Below are 15,760 nucleotides of genomic sequence, written 5' to 3'. Positions count from 1 at the left end.
CGACCGGAATTTCGCTGTCCGCTTTACCTGCTGACCGCTTCTTGGCTGCTTCTCTCAATTCGTTTCCTCTGTCTTGTCCATGTCTCTCGGCAAATCGAGAGCAATCAAGGTAAAGCGGGTCTGCCGATTCTCGGGTCTCCGGATGCTCACAATATGCTGATGTTTCGGAGATCCGGCTTTCAAAGTAAGGTGATCGTCCGATTTATTGAGATCTACCTGGGAATCCTTGCTGCTGGTTTTGCAGGTGAGTCCTTCGCGTGTTACCACTGGTGTTCCAACTGCGCTGTCTCCGTTGCAGGTAATGACGTCCCCATAACGTCCGAGGGCTTTCTTGTAGAAAACTATGATGTCGTTCTCCGAATCCGGAGAAGAGTATTCGACCACTTTTACTCGCAACTGCCATTTTCCAAAACCCATATGAACATCGGCAGAGGTATTGGAATCCCCCTTTTCCTGGTAGGGCTGAGCCTTTGGATATAGTGGCAATCCAACGTCATTTGCTGCCGTCTTGTCTGTTGCTACATGCAGCCCTCCAAAGGGAGTATCGATCTTTACGTTTTTATCTTTGCCGTCCTGTCCTTTGTTGGTCTCAATACGGCAGGCGGTGAGAGTGAGAAGTACAGTAAAGCCCAACAGCGTAATGGCGGGTGATTTCCAGTTCATGGCGCTTCCTTTGAAAAACGACAATGCTAGATACGTGATTGCGTCACGGTCTGTTCCCAGCTCTTCAACAGAACAGACCGCCAACATCGTGCTTCATTTGGGATTATGGCTCCCGTTGAAGATATAGAGGGATTCAGTCAGGAGATTTTATTCGTTCGTGATTTGAATAGGCAGAGTCATCTTACGAAAATCGGGGTTTAGAGTTGCCATAGGCCTGTAGCTGCTTGAAAACACGAATGATTCAGCTACACGGAGGCGAGAAAATGATTCATGGTCTGCGTAAATTTTTCGTTGCAGTTTCGGTAATTTTGACCTTCTCCGCTGTCCATGGATTGCATGCTCAAGATGCTGGAGATCCTCCATCGCGTGTGGGAAGGCTCTCCACTCTGCGCGGACAGGTGTCACTGGAACCTTCTGGCGTTAACCAGTGGAGCGCGGCATCTCAAAACTATCCCGTTGCTACAGGAGATCGGCTCTTCGCCGATCAGGATGGACGTGCCGAGATCCAAATCGGTGAGATTACGGCTCGCCTCTGGCACAGCACCGACTTGAGCATGACGGATCTTTCCGAAGATATGGTTCAGTTGGGGCTGGCTCAAGGAACACTCCGCTTACGAACCTACGGACTGCAAGCAAATGAGGATGTCGAAATCGATACTCCCAATGGTTCGGTAACGGTGATTACTCCCGGAGACATTCGCGTAGACGCCTATCCCGGAAACTCGGGAACGGTTGTAACGGTTAACAACGGCCAGGTTCAGATTACGGGCCCGAATTTTTCCCAATATGTAAATCAAGGGCAGAGTATTCGCCTTGTGGGCTCCAATCCTATTGCGGCTACGTATATCGGAATGGCCGGCCTGGATGAGTTCGATTCCTGGAGCATGGATCGGGATCGTCGTCTGCAGAGCTCTGCGTCTGTCCGCTATGTTGGCCGTGATGTACCTGGGTATGACGATCTGGACGAGAATGGCGAGTGGGAGGCTCAGACCGATTACGGTCCGGTCTGGTATCCGCGCGCGGTTGCTGCAGACTGGGTTCCCTACCGTTACGGACACTGGGTATGGACAGGAGCCTGGGGCTGGACCTGGGTCGAGGATGAACCCTGGGGATACGCTCCCTTCCACTATGGGCGTTGGGTGTTCTTGAGAAATCGTTGGGGCTGGGTCCCCGGGCCGGTCGTTGCTCGCCCTGTTTGGTCTCCCGCGCTGGTTGCCTTTGTAGGTGGGCCGCATATCTCAATTGGTGTGAATGTTGGTGGTGGACCGGGTGTTTCCGCCTGGTTTCCGCTCGGGCCTGGAGAGCCGTATAGCCCCTGGTATCGATGCAGTCCCCGGTATGTAAACCAAGTGAATATTACGAATATCCGTGTCACCAGAGTGGTGGTTGTTCAAAACAACTACAACATCACAAACATCAACAACGTGCATTACAACTACCGTACGACGGCAGTTACTGCAGTGCGTTCGGATGCCTTTGCCTCGGCTCGTCCTGTCCATCAGAACCTGGTGCGAGTTGATCCGTCTCAGTTGAGGCAGGTGCAGGTAGTCGCTCGTCCGGAGATTCGGCCTACACAGGCAAGCATGGTGGTACAGCCTGTAAATCGGATTCCGGTACCGACAGCACATCCGGTTCTGTTGACCCATGGTGGCCGTCAGATGGTGGCGGCCCCGGGTGCCCATCCTGAACCTGTTCCTGTTCGGCCGCTGCCTCCCGGCACTCGGGATTCTATGGGTGGTGCCAGGTCTACTATGGTCCCGGTTCCAGCGGATGCGGGCCGGTCCATTCGTCCTGCGTCACCTATAACTCCACCTGCGCAGAACCAGATGCATCAGGAGGTGCATCAATGGAATCCTCCTTCCCGCCAGGACCAGAATCCGAAGATGAACGCTCCTGTAGCGAGACCTGTCACTGTTGCTCCGCAACAACGGCCAAATCTGCCAACGGCCTCTCGTCCGGAGGCTCCGCGTCCGATTGTGGCGCCGAGGGTTGAGCCAAATACTGTTCGGCCTCAGGTGCAAGCGCCTAAACCGGTGGAGCAACGTCCGGAAGTACGGCCTCAGCCTCAACCTCAGTCTCAACCCCGGCCATCGGTCACTCGCCCCGAGGAGCATCCACGGGTAGTGCCTCCTCATCAAGAATTGGTCAGGCCGAGGCTCTAGATTGAGATGGGAGAGGGCTTTTAGCAGCTAGCGAAAAGAGTTTGCAACATTTCGTGCCGGATCCCTATCTCTTGCAGGGTGAGAGTCCGTTCCGATCTTGTTCTTCGAATTGTGCGGCAGACGAATCTTAAGGATTCGTCTGTTTCGTGGAATGGAGGAGCTGTGTTTCTTGGCTAGTCTTATGTCCGAATCGAAGCATCTTTTCTCATCCTTCCTCTTACGCGGAATCACCTTGCGCAATCGCATTGTGGTTTCTTCCATGTGCCAGTATTCCAGCGAGGATGGCTTCGCCAACGATTGGCACCTCGTTCATCTCGGCGCTCGTGCTCAAGGTGGTGCCGGATTGGTGATGACAGAAGCCTCCGCTGTTGTTCCCGAAGGTCGCATCACTCCGCAAGATCTCGGAATATGGAAAGACGACCACATCGCTGGATTGAAACGCATCACGGAGTTCCTGCACAGTCAGGGGGCCTATGCCGGCATTCAGCTAGCACATGCTGGGCGCAAGGGGAGCATGTCCAGACCCTGGGAAGAGGAACGTGTCCATTCTCTGGAAAACGGCGGTTGGCAGCCTGTTGCACCAAGTGCAATTCCCTTTGGTCCCGCCTATGGCAATCCTGCTGAGATCGAGAGCGAGGGCTTTGTCTCAATCATTGATGCTTTTGCCGCAGCCGCGAGACGCGCGCTTCAAGCAGGATTCGATGTTGTGGAAATTCACGCTGCACATGGATATTTGCTGCACGAATTCTTCTCGCCATTGAGTAATCATCGAAGCGATAGGTATGGAGGAAGCTTCGCCAATCGCACGCGTCTGCTCTTCGAAGTTGTCGATGCTGTTCGCAAGGAGTGGCCGGAGGATCTGCCCGTGTTCGTACGTATTTCGGCGACAGACTGGGCCGAAGGCGGCTGGACGCAGGAAGAGTCTCTGGCTCTTGCACGTGAGCTAAAGGCACACGGTGGAGTGGATCTCATCGACGTTTCATCCGGTGGACTGGTTCCCAATGTACAAATTTCCACAGGTCCCGGCTATCAGGTTCCCTTTGCTGCGCAGATTCGAAAGGAAGTGGGCATTGCGACCGGAGCTGTAGGAATGATTACGACCCCGGAACAGGCTGAAGAGATTTTGCAGAGTGGGAGGGCCGATCTGGTCTTTCTCGCGCGGGAACTACTGCGCAATCCCTATTGGCCGCTCCATGCCGCGCAGACTTCTGACCTGTCCACTCCGTGGCCGGTGCAATATCTTCGTGCCGCGAAGAAAGGGACTCAGCCTCGCCAACCCGTTTCACATCAGGAAATTGGAACTCACTTTGGTTCGAAATAAAAACCGAGCTTTTCTTTGTGCGAGTTGAGGATGAGTTTCCTCCGTGGCTAGCCTATACTTGTGAGAGGTTTCGACCTGAGAACCTAAAGTGCAGGTTGACCGATTTTCATCTTCATGGCGACTCAATTGCCACAGCATCGCGCGCCGCAACCCACAGAGATACCCGACAAGCTCTACTTTCGCATCGGAGAAGTAGCAAAGCTGTGTGGTGTGCCCGCCTATGTCTTGCGCTTTTGGGAGAGTGAGTTTTCTCAACTCCGGCCCAACAAGAGCGGCACAGGTCAGCGGCTGTACCGCAAGCGCGATGTGGAGATGGCTCTTCGCATCCGGCAGTTGGTACACGAAGAGGGCTATACCCTCGCGGGAGCCCGGCAAGTTCTACAGGAGAATTCCCGGAAGAAGCCAGCTCCTCTCGATTTGCCTTTGAAGAAAAATACCGCAGAACGCCCCGAGAAGCAGCTCGAACACGTGGCGGTAGTTGTTGGTAAAGTCCGCAAAGAATTACATGAATTGCTGGGCATGCTCTCCGGTAGTGAACCGGTCAAGCCAAGCGCTCCCCGTCCTCGCAGCAAGGTTGAGCGCAAAGAAAAGAAAGAGCCTAGCCTTTTCGAGTCCTAAACTTCTTTGCGTTTTATTTCAATGGGCAGGTTTACTCCGGTATCTCTTCGCAATACTGCGCTCTAAAGCAAAACCAGCGTAGGTGTATCCCGAGCCACAACTCCCTACGCAGGTTTTCCGTCGAGAAAACCTGCACATCGCGGAATTTGGAGAGGACATAGTAACGCTGGTTTTGCTCTAAAGCATTTCCCGAAATACTGTGAACTTCCCAGGTTAGGTGAAAAACGCCTTTCTTTGCGGAAAGCGGCGCCAACTTCTATTGCTTCGGTCTACATCTTTTCTGGAAAAGCTCTATCCTTCGGCAGAACGAACGATCTTGGGTTTAGCTGCTGAGGATAGTTTTGCTTTGGGGTGAGCAGAATTGCCGTTCTCCGAAAGACTATGAACCGAGCCGCTCGCCATGAAGCGCTCCATCGCCTGCATGGCACAGCCTTGGCCGCAGAGATGAAACATCTCCGGATTGCGGCTCTCTGCAGGATTCCAGGGGAGCAAGGTGAAGCGTCTGCTGGGCTGATCGTCTTCCCAGCAAGGAACATCGCCTAACATCACCATCCACCAGTGATTGCTCTCGCCCTTTTTCTTGCCACAAATGTCGCAGGTAAACGCAACGTCCCAAACCATCGGGATTCACCTCATGCTGTTTTCTCAAGCTACCTCAAAACTGGGAAAAAGAAATAGGAAAAGACGATTCTTCGAAGTGAAAATTTGATTTTGAAAAAGTATGGGAGAGTTTCCGCTTTCTAATGGTTCCATGTTCCTCTCCAGTCGTCCGATTTGTACCAGCTGAGAGTACTCCCAGGTCCGCGGTCTATCCAGGACTGGAGAACGCTATATTCTTGTTTTGTGTACGAGATATCACGGCCAGAACTTCTCTAGGTTCTATCCCTCATGATCTGTCGTTTCTGCGGCTTCGCCAGCTTTCGCTTTTCCCATTTCCGATTCGGAGATCTGAAGCATCTGCTGCTCTTTCGATATCCGGTTCGTTGTCGAAGTTGCGGAAGGCGCAGCTATGTTGGTTGGTTTTCAGCCATTGCGATCTATCGGAGAAGAAAGGCAAGATGCTCCAGACACTTGCGCAGATAGCACAAAGCTCAGTGATAATTCGTCTTTCACGCCTCTGCCTGTACCCTCCGGATTTCACTTACCCGTGTAGCTGATATGCCAGATAGAACCTGAGCCGTCGTCAGTTACAAACATTGAACCGTCTTTCCCAACGGTTACACCTACGGGACGACCCCATACGTTTCCTTCGGGAGTGACGAAGCCGGTAAGAAAGTCTTCGTATTCACCTGTCGCACGCCCATTTTTCAGCGGCACGCGAATAACTTCGTAGCCTGTGCGTTTATGCCTGTTCCATGAGCCATGCTCTGCGGCAAATGCGTCGCCTTTGTATCCCCAGGGGAACTGCGAACCTTCGTAGAAGAGCATTTCCAGCGATGCGAAATGTGGCTGTACCAGAACGTCAGGCGTAATCACTTTCGACTTCAGTTCAGGATGTTTCCCCTCGTGCCGGGGATCCTGATTGCCTCCCATGTAGAACCATGGCCATCCATAAAAGCCGTCTTCCTGAACATGTGTGACGTAGTCGGGGACAAGGTTATCTCCAATCGCGTCTCGCTCGTTCGTGGAGCACCACAATTCACCGGTTATCGGATTGATAGCCTCTCCAACGCAGTTACGTATTCCGTAGGCGTAGATTTTGACGAACTTTCCGTCAGGTGTGAATTGGAGAACATCGGCGCGATGAAACTCTTCTGGATGCGTATCCGTGTCATCCACATTCGAGTGCGAGCCTACGGAGACAAACATCTTCTGTCCGTCTTTGGAAAAGACCACATCTCGCGTCCAGTGCCCGCCGCCGCGAAGGCGTCCTCCGCCCGGCAGAGAGGCCAACTCCTCTACCGGACCTCGCGCCTTCATGTCGCCGTTCTGATAGGGAATGCGGACTACCCCATCGGTGTTGCCGATGTAGACGTACCTGGGGTTTGGCCCGGAGGGATAAAAGGCAATTCCGAAAGGCTGATGTAGTTCGGAGGCGAAGGTCTCAACCTGCTGGGGTTTGCCATCTTTCCCCACTCCGCGAAAGATCAGGATCTTTCCTGCTTCGCTTAGGGCTACGAACATGTCGCCATTGGGCGCGGTCCGAATGAGGCGGGGACGATCCAGCTCAGAGGCGTAGAGAGTGACCTGAAATCCCTTTGGCGCCTGCGGCCAGGCATTTGGCGGCCTGGGAACGAGATCGGCACCGTTGTCTGTCGACTCGGCTGCATCGGGTTTCGGAAGATCGGAGACGGTGATCTTCCATCGCGCTCCAGGTTTCTCCTGGCTGTAGTCGTGAAAGGCCGCTTGGCCAGTGACTGTCTTCGAAGAGGGATGATCGTCAGTTGCTGCAAGGGCAGGAAATACAGATGCAAACATAGCCATGGATGCAAGCATCACGCCGAAGATTCCGCGCATTACTCCTCCGTTTCGGGGAATGGAATTTTAGGAGATCAGAGTCATCGAGTGGGCAGAGGCTCTCGAAACTCGGGAATCACTTGTGCTTACGATGATGTTTTTCGGGTAGATTGCTCAAAAATTCTTTAGATTCTTACTTTTCTGGCGCAGATTGACTAGAGCCTGCCGGTGCGGAAGTTGCCAGTTTTTCCATGAGCGAGAGTGGCAGGGTGGCAGTGAGAATCATCCGGTTTTTCTTGTGGTCGACGGCAGTGGAATCGATCAGGGTTTTGAGGTCTCTCCCCTCGTCTTTGCCGCGTTCTGACATGACATCGGCTGCGCCGCGGAAGAGCCCTACCAGAGTCTGCAGATTCTGCGCAGTAGCGGCTGCAGAATCCTCCGACGGAGCGATTTCTTCGATCCTCAGCTTCAGATTTCCGGCCCAGCGTATCGAGGCCAGAAAGGTCGAGTCGGGAGAGAGCGGCATCTTGATGCCCATCAGGCTAAGCTCCTGGCTCTCGTCTTCCAGTGGCAATCCAATTTTTCCAATGCCCCAGGCCAAGGAAAGCAAGGGGATTTCGTGATAATGCTCCGAAAGCAAAGATGAGCCGGAAAAGGGCAATGCTGCTGTGCGGTAACGATCGAGTATGGAGTGAATCTGCTCGGCGGTGGGAGTATTGGAAATCGCGACGATATCGTAGCCCACGAGAACCACTCGTACCGTACGGCCTTCGTTCGGAATGGAGTAGATCGTGTGCCCTGCGTAGCTTTCCTTGGCGTTTGCCTGAGATTCCAGGAAGTTGCGCAACAGCGTGTCCTTAAAGCGCCCAACGAAGACTTCCGAGAAGGCTACAGGTCCATTCGGCCCGTGAGGATCCGGCATTCGATGTAGGGCAAAGGCAGCCTCGTCGAGGTCTCGTTCGAACTGGAACCCCGTGGCGTCCAGGAAGCGTTGGTAATCCGGGTCGTGCGGCACGCTCTGCTTGTCGAAGTGAGTGACTGCACGAAGAGGGCGCAGATTGACGTAAACAATTCCGTCGGATTCAGGAAGCAGCCTCGCCGCTTCCGGCGGCGCCTGCTTGCGAAGATAAATAGCGACTCCAAGGGCGACGAGAATGGCAGCGACAACGAGAAGGGTCGTTCTAGTACGTTTATGCATGGAGTGCGCCGGTCCGGGATGTGAATTTCTTAGGCCAAACCCAGATCCATAAGCTTTTGGTGCTTCAGGATACCATTCCCGATCTGTTCGAATTGCAAGCGCGTTTCAGCCAGCAGGAAATCTGCGGATTTGCAGGAAAATTTCCACGTGAAATGAGGCGTTTGCTAGGATTTCGTCCGCACCTGTTTTTTCGCGGTTTCGCGCTCTGGAATGCCTCTGATTTTGTGGATTGGGGCGGGTTTGCGGAGACGCGGATCGTGTGCTAGTCTTTCATCTTGTGACCAACATCTTGTCGATGCGGCCGTGTGCCTGCGAGGACAAGGGTAGATGGCTGCAAGAGAGCTGGCGTAGCTCAGCTGGTAGAGCATCTGATTTGTAATCAGAGGGTCGGGGGTTCAAATCCCTTCGCCAGCTCCAGAGTTTTCCGGCGCGAAAGCAGCCGGAGTAGAGGTTTGTTTGTCCCGGCGGAAGCTGGACTGCCTACCCACAGTATCTCCACAGAAACCGTGTTTGTTGGATTGCGGTGGCGTAAAGTACTATCGCCTCGTACGGTGTCTGGTGCGGATAAATTAGGCAGAAGCGGAAACCGGAATGAAGTGCACAGGTGGCCGAGTGGTTAATGGCAGCAGACTGTAAATCTGCCGCTCCTTGGAGCTACGGAGGTTCGAATCCTCCCCTGTGCACCACTTGAGTATCGAGGCATGCTGTGAAGGGGATTCGCCGGAAGCTTTTGGCGATAGCAATATTGGCGGTCCTGGCAGCGTCAGCTTGGTTTACGATGGAAGCCGGCAATTTTCGTTGGCTTACAATCATCGTTCTAGCTGGGTTTGCGGTTCGTATCGCGCTAACCCCTGCTTCGCGATACGATAGTGAGGCGCGCTAAGCGCTACAGGGTGTAAGGCCCTCTGGAGTTTTGTTGTAACGGGCTGATGTAGCTCAGTTGGTAGAGCACTCCCTTGGTAAGGGAGAGGTCACCGGTTCAATCCCGGTCATCAGCTCCAGAGTTTCAAGCTTCACTGAGGCTCCGGCTACAGTGGAGAAGTTTTGAAGTCAGCGGGCATGGCGGAAAGTTAGAGCTGGCCGTTGGTTGTTGAAGCAAGCGGGAGTAACTCAGTGGTAGAGTCACAGCCTTCCAAGCTGTTGGTCGCGGGTCCGATTCCCGTCTCCCGCTCCAAATCGTGAAGAAGTAATCGTGGCGATATAGGGCGGAAACAGACAGCGTATGTTCGAGCAAGCAGTTCTCCCTGTGCAAAATGAGCAGGTCTTTGCTGAAGTGAATTCAGTGTTAGACCAGGTGTTTGCTCCTGTAGCCGTGGCAGAGTTTTTGAAGAAAGTATCCAAGGCCGGGTTGCGGGTGCGCGAGTTTGAAGCGGTTTTGACCCGTGGTCTTTTGGGATCCTCGGCTCCGGCGAAGTACGGCGCTTTAGGGGATTCGGATCGCGGTCAGATACGTGAGCGGTACTTAAAGCTGGTGGAGCATGTGGCTCCAGAGTTGCGCGCGAAGTTTTTGAAGATATACGCGTATTACTGAGTTCGCTCAGTAGTGCGCGTCGTTTGGCGTCTGAAGTAAATTAGCCGCCAACGGATCGACTTGAGAAAGACAAGGGATCAGAAAGGGTTAGGGAGATGGCGAAGGAGAAATTTGATCGGTCAAAGCCCCACGTAAACGTGGGAACGATCGGGCACATTGACCACGGGAAGACGACGTTGACGGCAGCGATCACGAAGGTGCTGTCGAAGCACAACCCGAAGAATTCATTCCGGTCGTTTGATTCGATTGACAATGCGCCGGAAGAGCGGGAGCGCGGAATTACGATCGCAACGGCCCACGTGGAATATGAGACGCCGAATCGTCACTATGCCCACGTAGACTGCCCGGGACACGCAGACTACATCAAGAACATGATCACGGGAGCCGCACAGATGGACGGAGCGATCCTGGTGGTGGCAGCAACGGACGGACCGATGCCACAGACCAAGGAGCACGTACTGCTGGCTCGGCAGGTTGGTGTGCCGTACATCGTGGTGTTCCTGAACAAGTGCGACGCGGTGGAAGATCCTGAGTTGATCGATCTGGTGGAGATGGAAGTACGTGAACTTCTGTCGAAGTACCAGTTCCCTGGCGACGATGTGCCGGTGATCCGTGGTTCGGCTCTGGGAGCTTTGAACGGCGAAGGGCAGTGGGAAGCGAAGATCGACGAGTTGATGGAAGCGGTCGACAAGAACGTACCGCAGCCTGACCGTGCAGTGGATCTACCGTTCCTGATGCCGATCGAAGATATCTTCTCGATCTCTGGCCGTGGAACCGTGGTAACTGGCCGTATCGAGCGCGGCAAGGTAAAGGTTGGCGAGGAAGTAGAGATCGTAGGCTTCCGTGACACCCGCAAGACGGTCGTGACCGGCGTTGAGATGTTCAAGAAGCAGCTGGACGAAGGCATGGCAGGAGATAATGCCGGATTGCTGCTGCGCGGTATCGGCAAGGACGATGTGGAGCGCGGAATGGTTCTGGCCAAGACCGGGTCAATTACGCCGCACACGAACTTCAAGGGCGAGATTTACGTGCTGTCGAAGGAAGAGGGTGGACGTCACACTCCGTTCTTCAACGGCTACCGTCCGCAGTTCTACTTCCGTACGACAGACGTTACGGGAGTGGCGAAGCTGCCGGAAGGAACAGAGATGGTGATGCCGGGCGATAACGTTCAGCTGTTGATTGAGCTGATCACGCCGGTAGCCATGGAGAAGGGCCTGCGCTTTGCAATCCGCGAAGGCGGACGCACAGTCGGTGCCGGTACCATCTCGGAAATCATTAAGTAGGTTAGTAGTACGGGGCGGTTTATCCGCCCGGAAGTTTACAAAGGGCCCCGGTTGTGTAGACACACTTTCCGGGGCCAGGTCTTCGCTGGAGAAAAGTGGGCGTAGATCGGTTAGGATAAGGGAATGCGGGAAATTGTGACATTGCAGTGCGGCGAGTGCAAAGAGCGGAACTACTCGACGACGAAGAACAAGAAGACCACGACCGGTCGTCTGGAGTTCTCGAAGTTTTGTAAGCGCTGCCGGAAGCACACGGCACATAAAGAATCTAAGTAGTTTTTGAAGCTTTCAGCATTTGGCCTCAATCATTTCAACGATTTGTCGGAATGTATTCGGAAGGCTCAGGTAAGTAAAGGCTGAAAGCTGATACAGGGGCGTAAGCTCAACGGCTAAACTGTCGGTCTCCAAAACCGAACTTGGGGGTTCGAATCCCTCCGCCCCTGCCATTACAAGAATTACAAGTTTGCGACAGCATTTAAAGAGTTAGACTGCTACGGGAATTGGGGGCGTGAGATGCCCGTGCTTGACAAAGGTAAGTCTATGACGAAGGCGACAGCGCTACCAACTGAAGGCGGAGCACCCAACGGGATAACCGGTCTCTGGGGGCGGACAGTCGATTTTTTGCGCGACGTGCGCGGAGAAATGCGCAAGGTTGTTGTTCCTTCGCGTAAAGAAGTCCAGGCCACAACTGCTGTAGTAATTGCGACGGTGTTTATCTTTGCCGCGTATTTCTATGTGGTTGATTGGGCAATCGGCGGCGGCATTCAGTATGTGCTGCGCCAGATGGGTGGAGCGCAGTAAAAAGCGCGAAAGAGGATCTTCATGGCGGACGAAATCGAGAACGGCAGCTTAGGCAGCCAGGAACCCTCAAAGAGTGGGGTTGTATCGGAGCACTTAGATCCGCCGGCGAACGAGCGCTTTAAGTGGTACATCATCCATGCTTATTCGGGCTTTGAACGCAAGGTAAAGGAATCAATCGAGGGCCGTGTTCAGGCTTTTGGCCTGCAGAACAAGATTGGCCGCGTAATGATTCCGACCGAACCGGTGACCGAGGTTATCAATGGAAAGAAGCGTACGATAGAGCGCGTCTTCCTACCTGGGTATGTGCTGGTTGAAATGGATCTTGATAACGACCTCTGGCACGTCATTAAGGACACGCCGCGGGTCACGGGCTTCCTGGGGACGGGAGATAAGCCGGTAGCTCTGACTGATGCAGAAGTCAGCTCCATTCTCTTCCGGACCGATGTGGCAAAAGAAAAGCCTCGGCTCAAGATCAAGTTCGAGAAGAACGAGTCGGTTCGTATTACCGAAGGTCCTTTTGCCAACTTCAATGGCATTGTGGACGAGGTGAACGAAGATCGCGAGACCTTGAAGGTGATGGTTACTATCTTCGGTCGCTCGACTCCGGTCGAGCTGGAATTCGGAAAAGTCGAAAAAGTTGTGTAAGACCCCGGATCTCTCCGGATGCTTTGTTCGTTGCCGCGCAGTGGCGCTGGCTGCTTCTAACGACGGTACGGGTGAGAGATACGGACGGGCCGAAATGGCTCGATAGAGGAAGGATTTAGTCCAATGGCACCACCGAAAAAAGTTGCAACGCAAGTCAAGCTGCAGATCGAAGCGGGTAAAGCGACTCCGGCACCTCCGGTAGGTCCTGCACTCGGTCAGGCCCAGGTCAATATCATGGAGTTCTGCAAGCAGTTCAATGCTCGCACGCAGAACAAAGAGATGGCCGGCTTGATCATTCCGGTCGTGATCACGGTTTACGTTGATCGTAGCTTTACCTTTGTCACCAAGACTCCTCCTGCTGCCGTTCTGTTGAAGAAGGCCGCTGGTCTGGCAAAGGGTTCCGGAACTCCTAACAAGGACAAGGTCGGCAAGGTGACCGAGGCCCAGGTTCGCGAGATCGCAACCCAGAAGATGCCTGACTTGAATGCTGCCTCCGTTGAGACTGCTATCAAGAGCATCAAGGGCACTGCCCGTTCGATGGGCATCGAAGTAACCGCCTAATTGCTGAGATTGAACGGGAAGACGCAGGTAACCCTGTGCCTTCCCGTAATCGTTTTGTGAATCGCCCAGGTTTTATCGGTTTTCTAAAGGAAACCGAATCCCCTGTGGCATACTAGAAAGTGCGCGTGTTGCAATGGCACGTGCTAGCCAACCGGGTGCTTGAGTCACCCATACCACGGCCGGGAGAGGTTTTCCCCAAGCGGTGGAAGACGAGGTAAAGGATGTCGAAAAAGGCAGGCAAGAATATTGAGAAGGCGCGCGCCCAGGTGGAGCAGCGGCCTTATGTGCTTCCCGATGCAGTCGCCTTGCTGCAGAAGGTCAAGTTCGCAAAGTTTGATGAAACCGTTGATCTGACGCTCCGCCTGGGTGTCGATCCTCGCCATGCTGACCAGATGGTTCGCGGAACCGTGGTTCTGCCCCATGGATTGGGCAAGACCAAGAAGGTCGCCGTAATTGCAACCGGTGAGCGCCAGCGTGAAGCTGAGGCTGCCGGTGCCGATATCATCGGCGGCGAAGAGCTGGTCGAGAAGATCCAGAAGGAAAGCTGGACGGACTTCGATGCTCTGATCGCTACCCCGGACATGATGAAGTCGGTCGGCCGCTTGGGAAAGGTCCTCGGACCCCGTGGTTTGATGCCGAACCCGAAAACCGGTACCGTGACCAATGATGTGGCTGCGGCTATTAAGGAAATCAAGGCTGGTAAGATCGAGTTCCGTACCGACAAGACTGCATTGGTACATGTCCCAGTGGGCAAGATCTCCTTTACCCCTGACAAGCTGATCGACAATGCTTCGGCGGTTATCGCAAGCATTATGCGCGCCAAGCCTTCAGCTGCTAAGGGTAAGTACATCAAGGGGATGTATCTGAGCTCTTCGATGGGCCCTGGAATTCAGGTCGATAGCGCAATCGCCGATCAGGTAGCAAAGGCCTAAGACTCCTAAAGTTTTTAGTTTTCGGCCGCGCGCGGAGTGATCTGCAGCCGGCGGCCAGTAAGGATTTCTAGCAATGGCATTGACAAAAGCAAAGAAGGCAGAGAAGGTCCAGCAGCTGGCGAAGGAGCTTGAGACTTCGACTAGCGCTATCGTAGGCACCTTTGCAAAGCTGACTGTGGCTCAGGATTTCGAGCTGCGTAAGGCTGTCCGCACGGCGGGTGGCCGTTATCGTGTTCTGAAGAACAAGCTGGCAGCTCGTGCCTCCAAGGGCACCAAGATCGAGGAAGCTCTTCAGGGATTGAAGGGTGTCTCGTCCGTGGCCTACACAGACGGCGATCCCGTTGCTCTGGCAAAGGCAGTCGCAAAGTGGGTTGCCGATAACGCAGAGTTTACTTTCAAGCTCGGCATCGTTGACGGCAAGGTCCTCAGCGTTGAAGAGGTTAAGCAGCTGGCAACCATGCCTGGCAAGGAAGAGATCTTCTCGAAGCTGCTCTTCCTTATCAATGCTCCGGCACAGCGTTTGGCTACGGTCATCAACGCTACCGGCCGCGATCTGGCAGTGGTTATCAATCAGGCTGTCGAGCAGAACAAGTTTTCCGGCGAAGCTTCGGCCTAGCTGGAACTAAGGGCGCGAGTTGGCCCTTTATGTGAGTTGAGCCGCGCTATTGGCTGAAGGGGTGCTAGGTCTGGGCACATCGGAAACCTTCAGGCGAGAACCGGCAGTCGGGACGCTTTGCGTGCCGACAGTAGCAAAAATCTTAAGATTTTGATTTGAGTGGAGAAAATCATGGCGGATTTGCAGCAGTTGGAAGAACAGATTGTTGGCCTGAGCTTGCTGGATGCAGCAGCTCTGGTAAAGAAGCTTGAAGAGCGTCTTGGCGTGTCGGCAGCAGCCGCAGCCCCGGTCGTTGTTGCCGGTGGTGCAGCTGGTGCGGCAGCTCCGGCAGCAGAAGAGAAGACCGAGTTCCAGGTCATTCTCAAGGATGCCGGTGCAAACAAGATCAACACCATTAAGGCTGTTCGTGAGGTCACCTCACTCGGCCTGAAGGAAGCCAAGGACTTGGTCGACGGCGCTCCTAAGCCGTTGAAGGAAAACGCCACTAAGGAAGAGGCGGAAGCCATCAAGAAGAAGTTTGACGGCGTCGCAACCATCGAAATCAAGTAGCAACTTGCATGCCAAAGCCAAACGCGCTATCCTTAAAGATACGCGTCTGGCTTTGGCTGTGCCTGTTTGTGGGCAGCGAATAAAGACGCGGCCGGAAGTGTAGTGTTTTCCGGGGCTGGCAAGATTTAAGCACAGTTTGCGATTGTCGGGGATACTTTGTGGGCGCTCTTTACGCTGGGTGCCGACGTTTCTGTAAAGATGCGGCGGGTTTACGGAAACGGAACAACGATCTGCTGTGGGGCGGCGCACGCGCTTTTGGAATCGGCGGAAAGCAGAAATACAAACGACGCTAAGTGCACAATTCGAATTGCTGCGCTCGTGAGACTTCGTGTCTTCACGGGCTTTTCGCGTCTTCGCTTTTCTCTGCCGACGTAAATCTAAGCGTGTCGAGAGTGGTAGCTAGTTAGCTAAAGATCTGTATCGGTGTTCGGAGAGTTCCGGTATCCCCAATTCCGGCACTACGTTAACACCTGTGTCTGACGCTTT

General features: G+C 53.9%; 16 protein-coding genes and 5 tRNA genes. 17 read left to right on the top strand and 4 right to left on the bottom strand.

Going from position 1 to position 15,760, the window contains the following annotated elements:
* Positions 1–54: 54 nt before the first annotated feature.
* Complete coding sequence (locus AC6I7T_RS14765; protein WP_497794244.1) at positions 55–663, bottom strand: hypothetical protein; 609 nt, start codon at positions 661–663, stop codon at positions 55–57.
* A 263-nt stretch (positions 664–926) separates the two neighbouring features.
* Here AC6I7T_RS14765 and AC6I7T_RS14760 point away from each other — a divergent pair, with 263 nt between their 5' ends.
* From AC6I7T_RS14760 to AC6I7T_RS14750, 3 genes are all read left to right on the top strand, one after another.
* Positions 927–2,825, top strand: a complete 1,899-nt coding sequence (locus tag AC6I7T_RS14760; protein WP_497794243.1) for a DUF6600 domain-containing protein — start codon at positions 927–929, stop codon at positions 2,823–2,825.
* Between the two features lie 169 nt (positions 2,826–2,994).
* A complete protein-coding gene (locus AC6I7T_RS14755) occupies positions 2,995–4,146 on the top strand; it encodes an NADH:flavin oxidoreductase/NADH oxidase (protein WP_497794242.1) in 1,152 nt (383 codons plus the stop codon).
* 114 nt (positions 4,147–4,260) lie between these two features.
* Positions 4,261–4,764, top strand: a complete 504-nt coding sequence (locus AC6I7T_RS14750; protein ID WP_497794241.1) for a MerR family transcriptional regulator — start codon at positions 4,261–4,263, stop codon at positions 4,762–4,764.
* A gap of 291 nt (positions 4,765–5,055) precedes the next feature.
* Here the strand turns inward: AC6I7T_RS14750 and AC6I7T_RS14745 are convergent, their stop codons facing one another.
* The 3 genes from AC6I7T_RS14745 to AC6I7T_RS14735 all read right to left on the bottom strand — a co-directional run bounded on the left by AC6I7T_RS14745 (position 5,056) and on the right by AC6I7T_RS14735 (position 8,359).
* The gene (locus AC6I7T_RS14745) at positions 5,056–5,385 is read right to left on the bottom strand and encodes a hypothetical protein (RefSeq protein WP_497794240.1); all 330 of its coding nucleotides are present in this window, start codon (positions 5,383–5,385) and stop codon (positions 5,056–5,058) included.
* A 516-nt stretch (positions 5,386–5,901) separates the two neighbouring features.
* A complete protein-coding gene (locus tag AC6I7T_RS14740; RefSeq protein WP_497794239.1) occupies positions 5,902–7,221 on the bottom strand; it encodes a PQQ-dependent sugar dehydrogenase in 1,320 nt (439 codons plus the stop codon).
* 133 nt (positions 7,222–7,354) lie between these two features.
* Positions 7,355–8,359, bottom strand: a complete 1,005-nt coding sequence (locus AC6I7T_RS14735; protein WP_497794238.1) for a hypothetical protein — start codon at positions 8,357–8,359, stop codon at positions 7,355–7,357.
* Positions 8,360–8,700: 341 nt separating this feature from the next.
* On the opposite strand from AC6I7T_RS14735, the gene AC6I7T_RS14730 reads away from it, so the two are divergent.
* The 14 genes from AC6I7T_RS14730 to rplL all read left to right on the top strand — a co-directional run bounded on the left by AC6I7T_RS14730 (position 8,701) and on the right by rplL (position 15,274).
* Positions 8,701–8,776 (top strand) — tRNA-Thr (locus tag AC6I7T_RS14730).
* Between the two features lie 181 nt (positions 8,777–8,957).
* Positions 8,958–9,045 (top strand) — tRNA-Tyr (locus AC6I7T_RS14725).
* A 239-nt stretch (positions 9,046–9,284) separates the two neighbouring features.
* Positions 9,285–9,360 (top strand) — tRNA-Thr (locus AC6I7T_RS14720).
* A 98-nt stretch (positions 9,361–9,458) separates the two neighbouring features.
* Positions 9,459–9,533, top strand: a tRNA-Gly gene (locus AC6I7T_RS14715).
* 48 nt (positions 9,534–9,581) lie between these two features.
* Positions 9,582–9,890 carry a hypothetical protein gene (locus AC6I7T_RS14710; protein ID WP_497794237.1) on the top strand — a complete coding sequence of 103 codons (309 nt, stop codon included), beginning with the start codon at positions 9,582–9,584 and terminating at the stop codon, positions 9,888–9,890.
* Positions 9,891–9,985: 95 nt separating this feature from the next.
* A complete protein-coding gene (tuf, locus tag AC6I7T_RS14705) occupies positions 9,986–11,173 on the top strand; it encodes an elongation factor Tu (protein WP_497788909.1) in 1,188 nt (395 codons plus the stop codon).
* A gap of 123 nt (positions 11,174–11,296) precedes the next feature.
* Positions 11,297–11,446 carry a 50S ribosomal protein L33 gene (rpmG, locus tag AC6I7T_RS14700; protein WP_497794236.1) on the top strand — a complete coding sequence of 50 codons (150 nt, stop codon included), beginning with the start codon at positions 11,297–11,299 and terminating at the stop codon, positions 11,444–11,446.
* Positions 11,447–11,540: 94 nt separating this feature from the next.
* Positions 11,541–11,616: transfer RNA gene (locus tag AC6I7T_RS14695), tRNA-Trp, on the top strand.
* Between the two features lie 94 nt (positions 11,617–11,710).
* Positions 11,711–11,971 carry a preprotein translocase subunit SecE gene (secE, locus tag AC6I7T_RS14690; protein ID WP_497794235.1) on the top strand — a complete coding sequence of 87 codons (261 nt, stop codon included), beginning with the start codon at positions 11,711–11,713 and terminating at the stop codon, positions 11,969–11,971.
* Positions 11,972–11,992: 21 nt separating this feature from the next.
* Complete coding sequence (gene nusG / locus AC6I7T_RS14685; RefSeq protein ID WP_497794234.1) at positions 11,993–12,616, top strand: transcription termination/antitermination protein NusG; 624 nt, start codon at positions 11,993–11,995, stop codon at positions 12,614–12,616.
* Between the two features lie 123 nt (positions 12,617–12,739).
* Entirely contained in the window at positions 12,740–13,177 is a 438-nt protein-coding gene (gene rplK, locus AC6I7T_RS14680) for a 50S ribosomal protein L11 (protein WP_497794233.1), read from the top strand.
* Between the two features lie 221 nt (positions 13,178–13,398).
* Entirely contained in the window at positions 13,399–14,109 is a 711-nt protein-coding gene (gene rplA, locus AC6I7T_RS14675) for a 50S ribosomal protein L1 (protein WP_497794232.1), read from the top strand.
* A gap of 73 nt (positions 14,110–14,182) precedes the next feature.
* The gene (gene rplJ, locus AC6I7T_RS14670) at positions 14,183–14,725 is read left to right on the top strand and encodes a 50S ribosomal protein L10 (protein ID WP_497794231.1); all 543 of its coding nucleotides are present in this window, start codon (positions 14,183–14,185) and stop codon (positions 14,723–14,725) included.
* Between the two features lie 171 nt (positions 14,726–14,896).
* Positions 14,897–15,274 (top strand): 50S ribosomal protein L7/L12, encoded by a 378-nt coding sequence (rplL, locus tag AC6I7T_RS14665; RefSeq protein ID WP_497794230.1) that lies wholly within the window; start codon positions 14,897–14,899, stop codon positions 15,272–15,274.
* Positions 15,275–15,760 lie beyond the last annotated feature (486 nt).

The organism is Humiphilus diazotrophicus, assembly GCF_059726315.1.
This window is presented reverse-complemented; position numbering and strand designations above follow the sequence as displayed.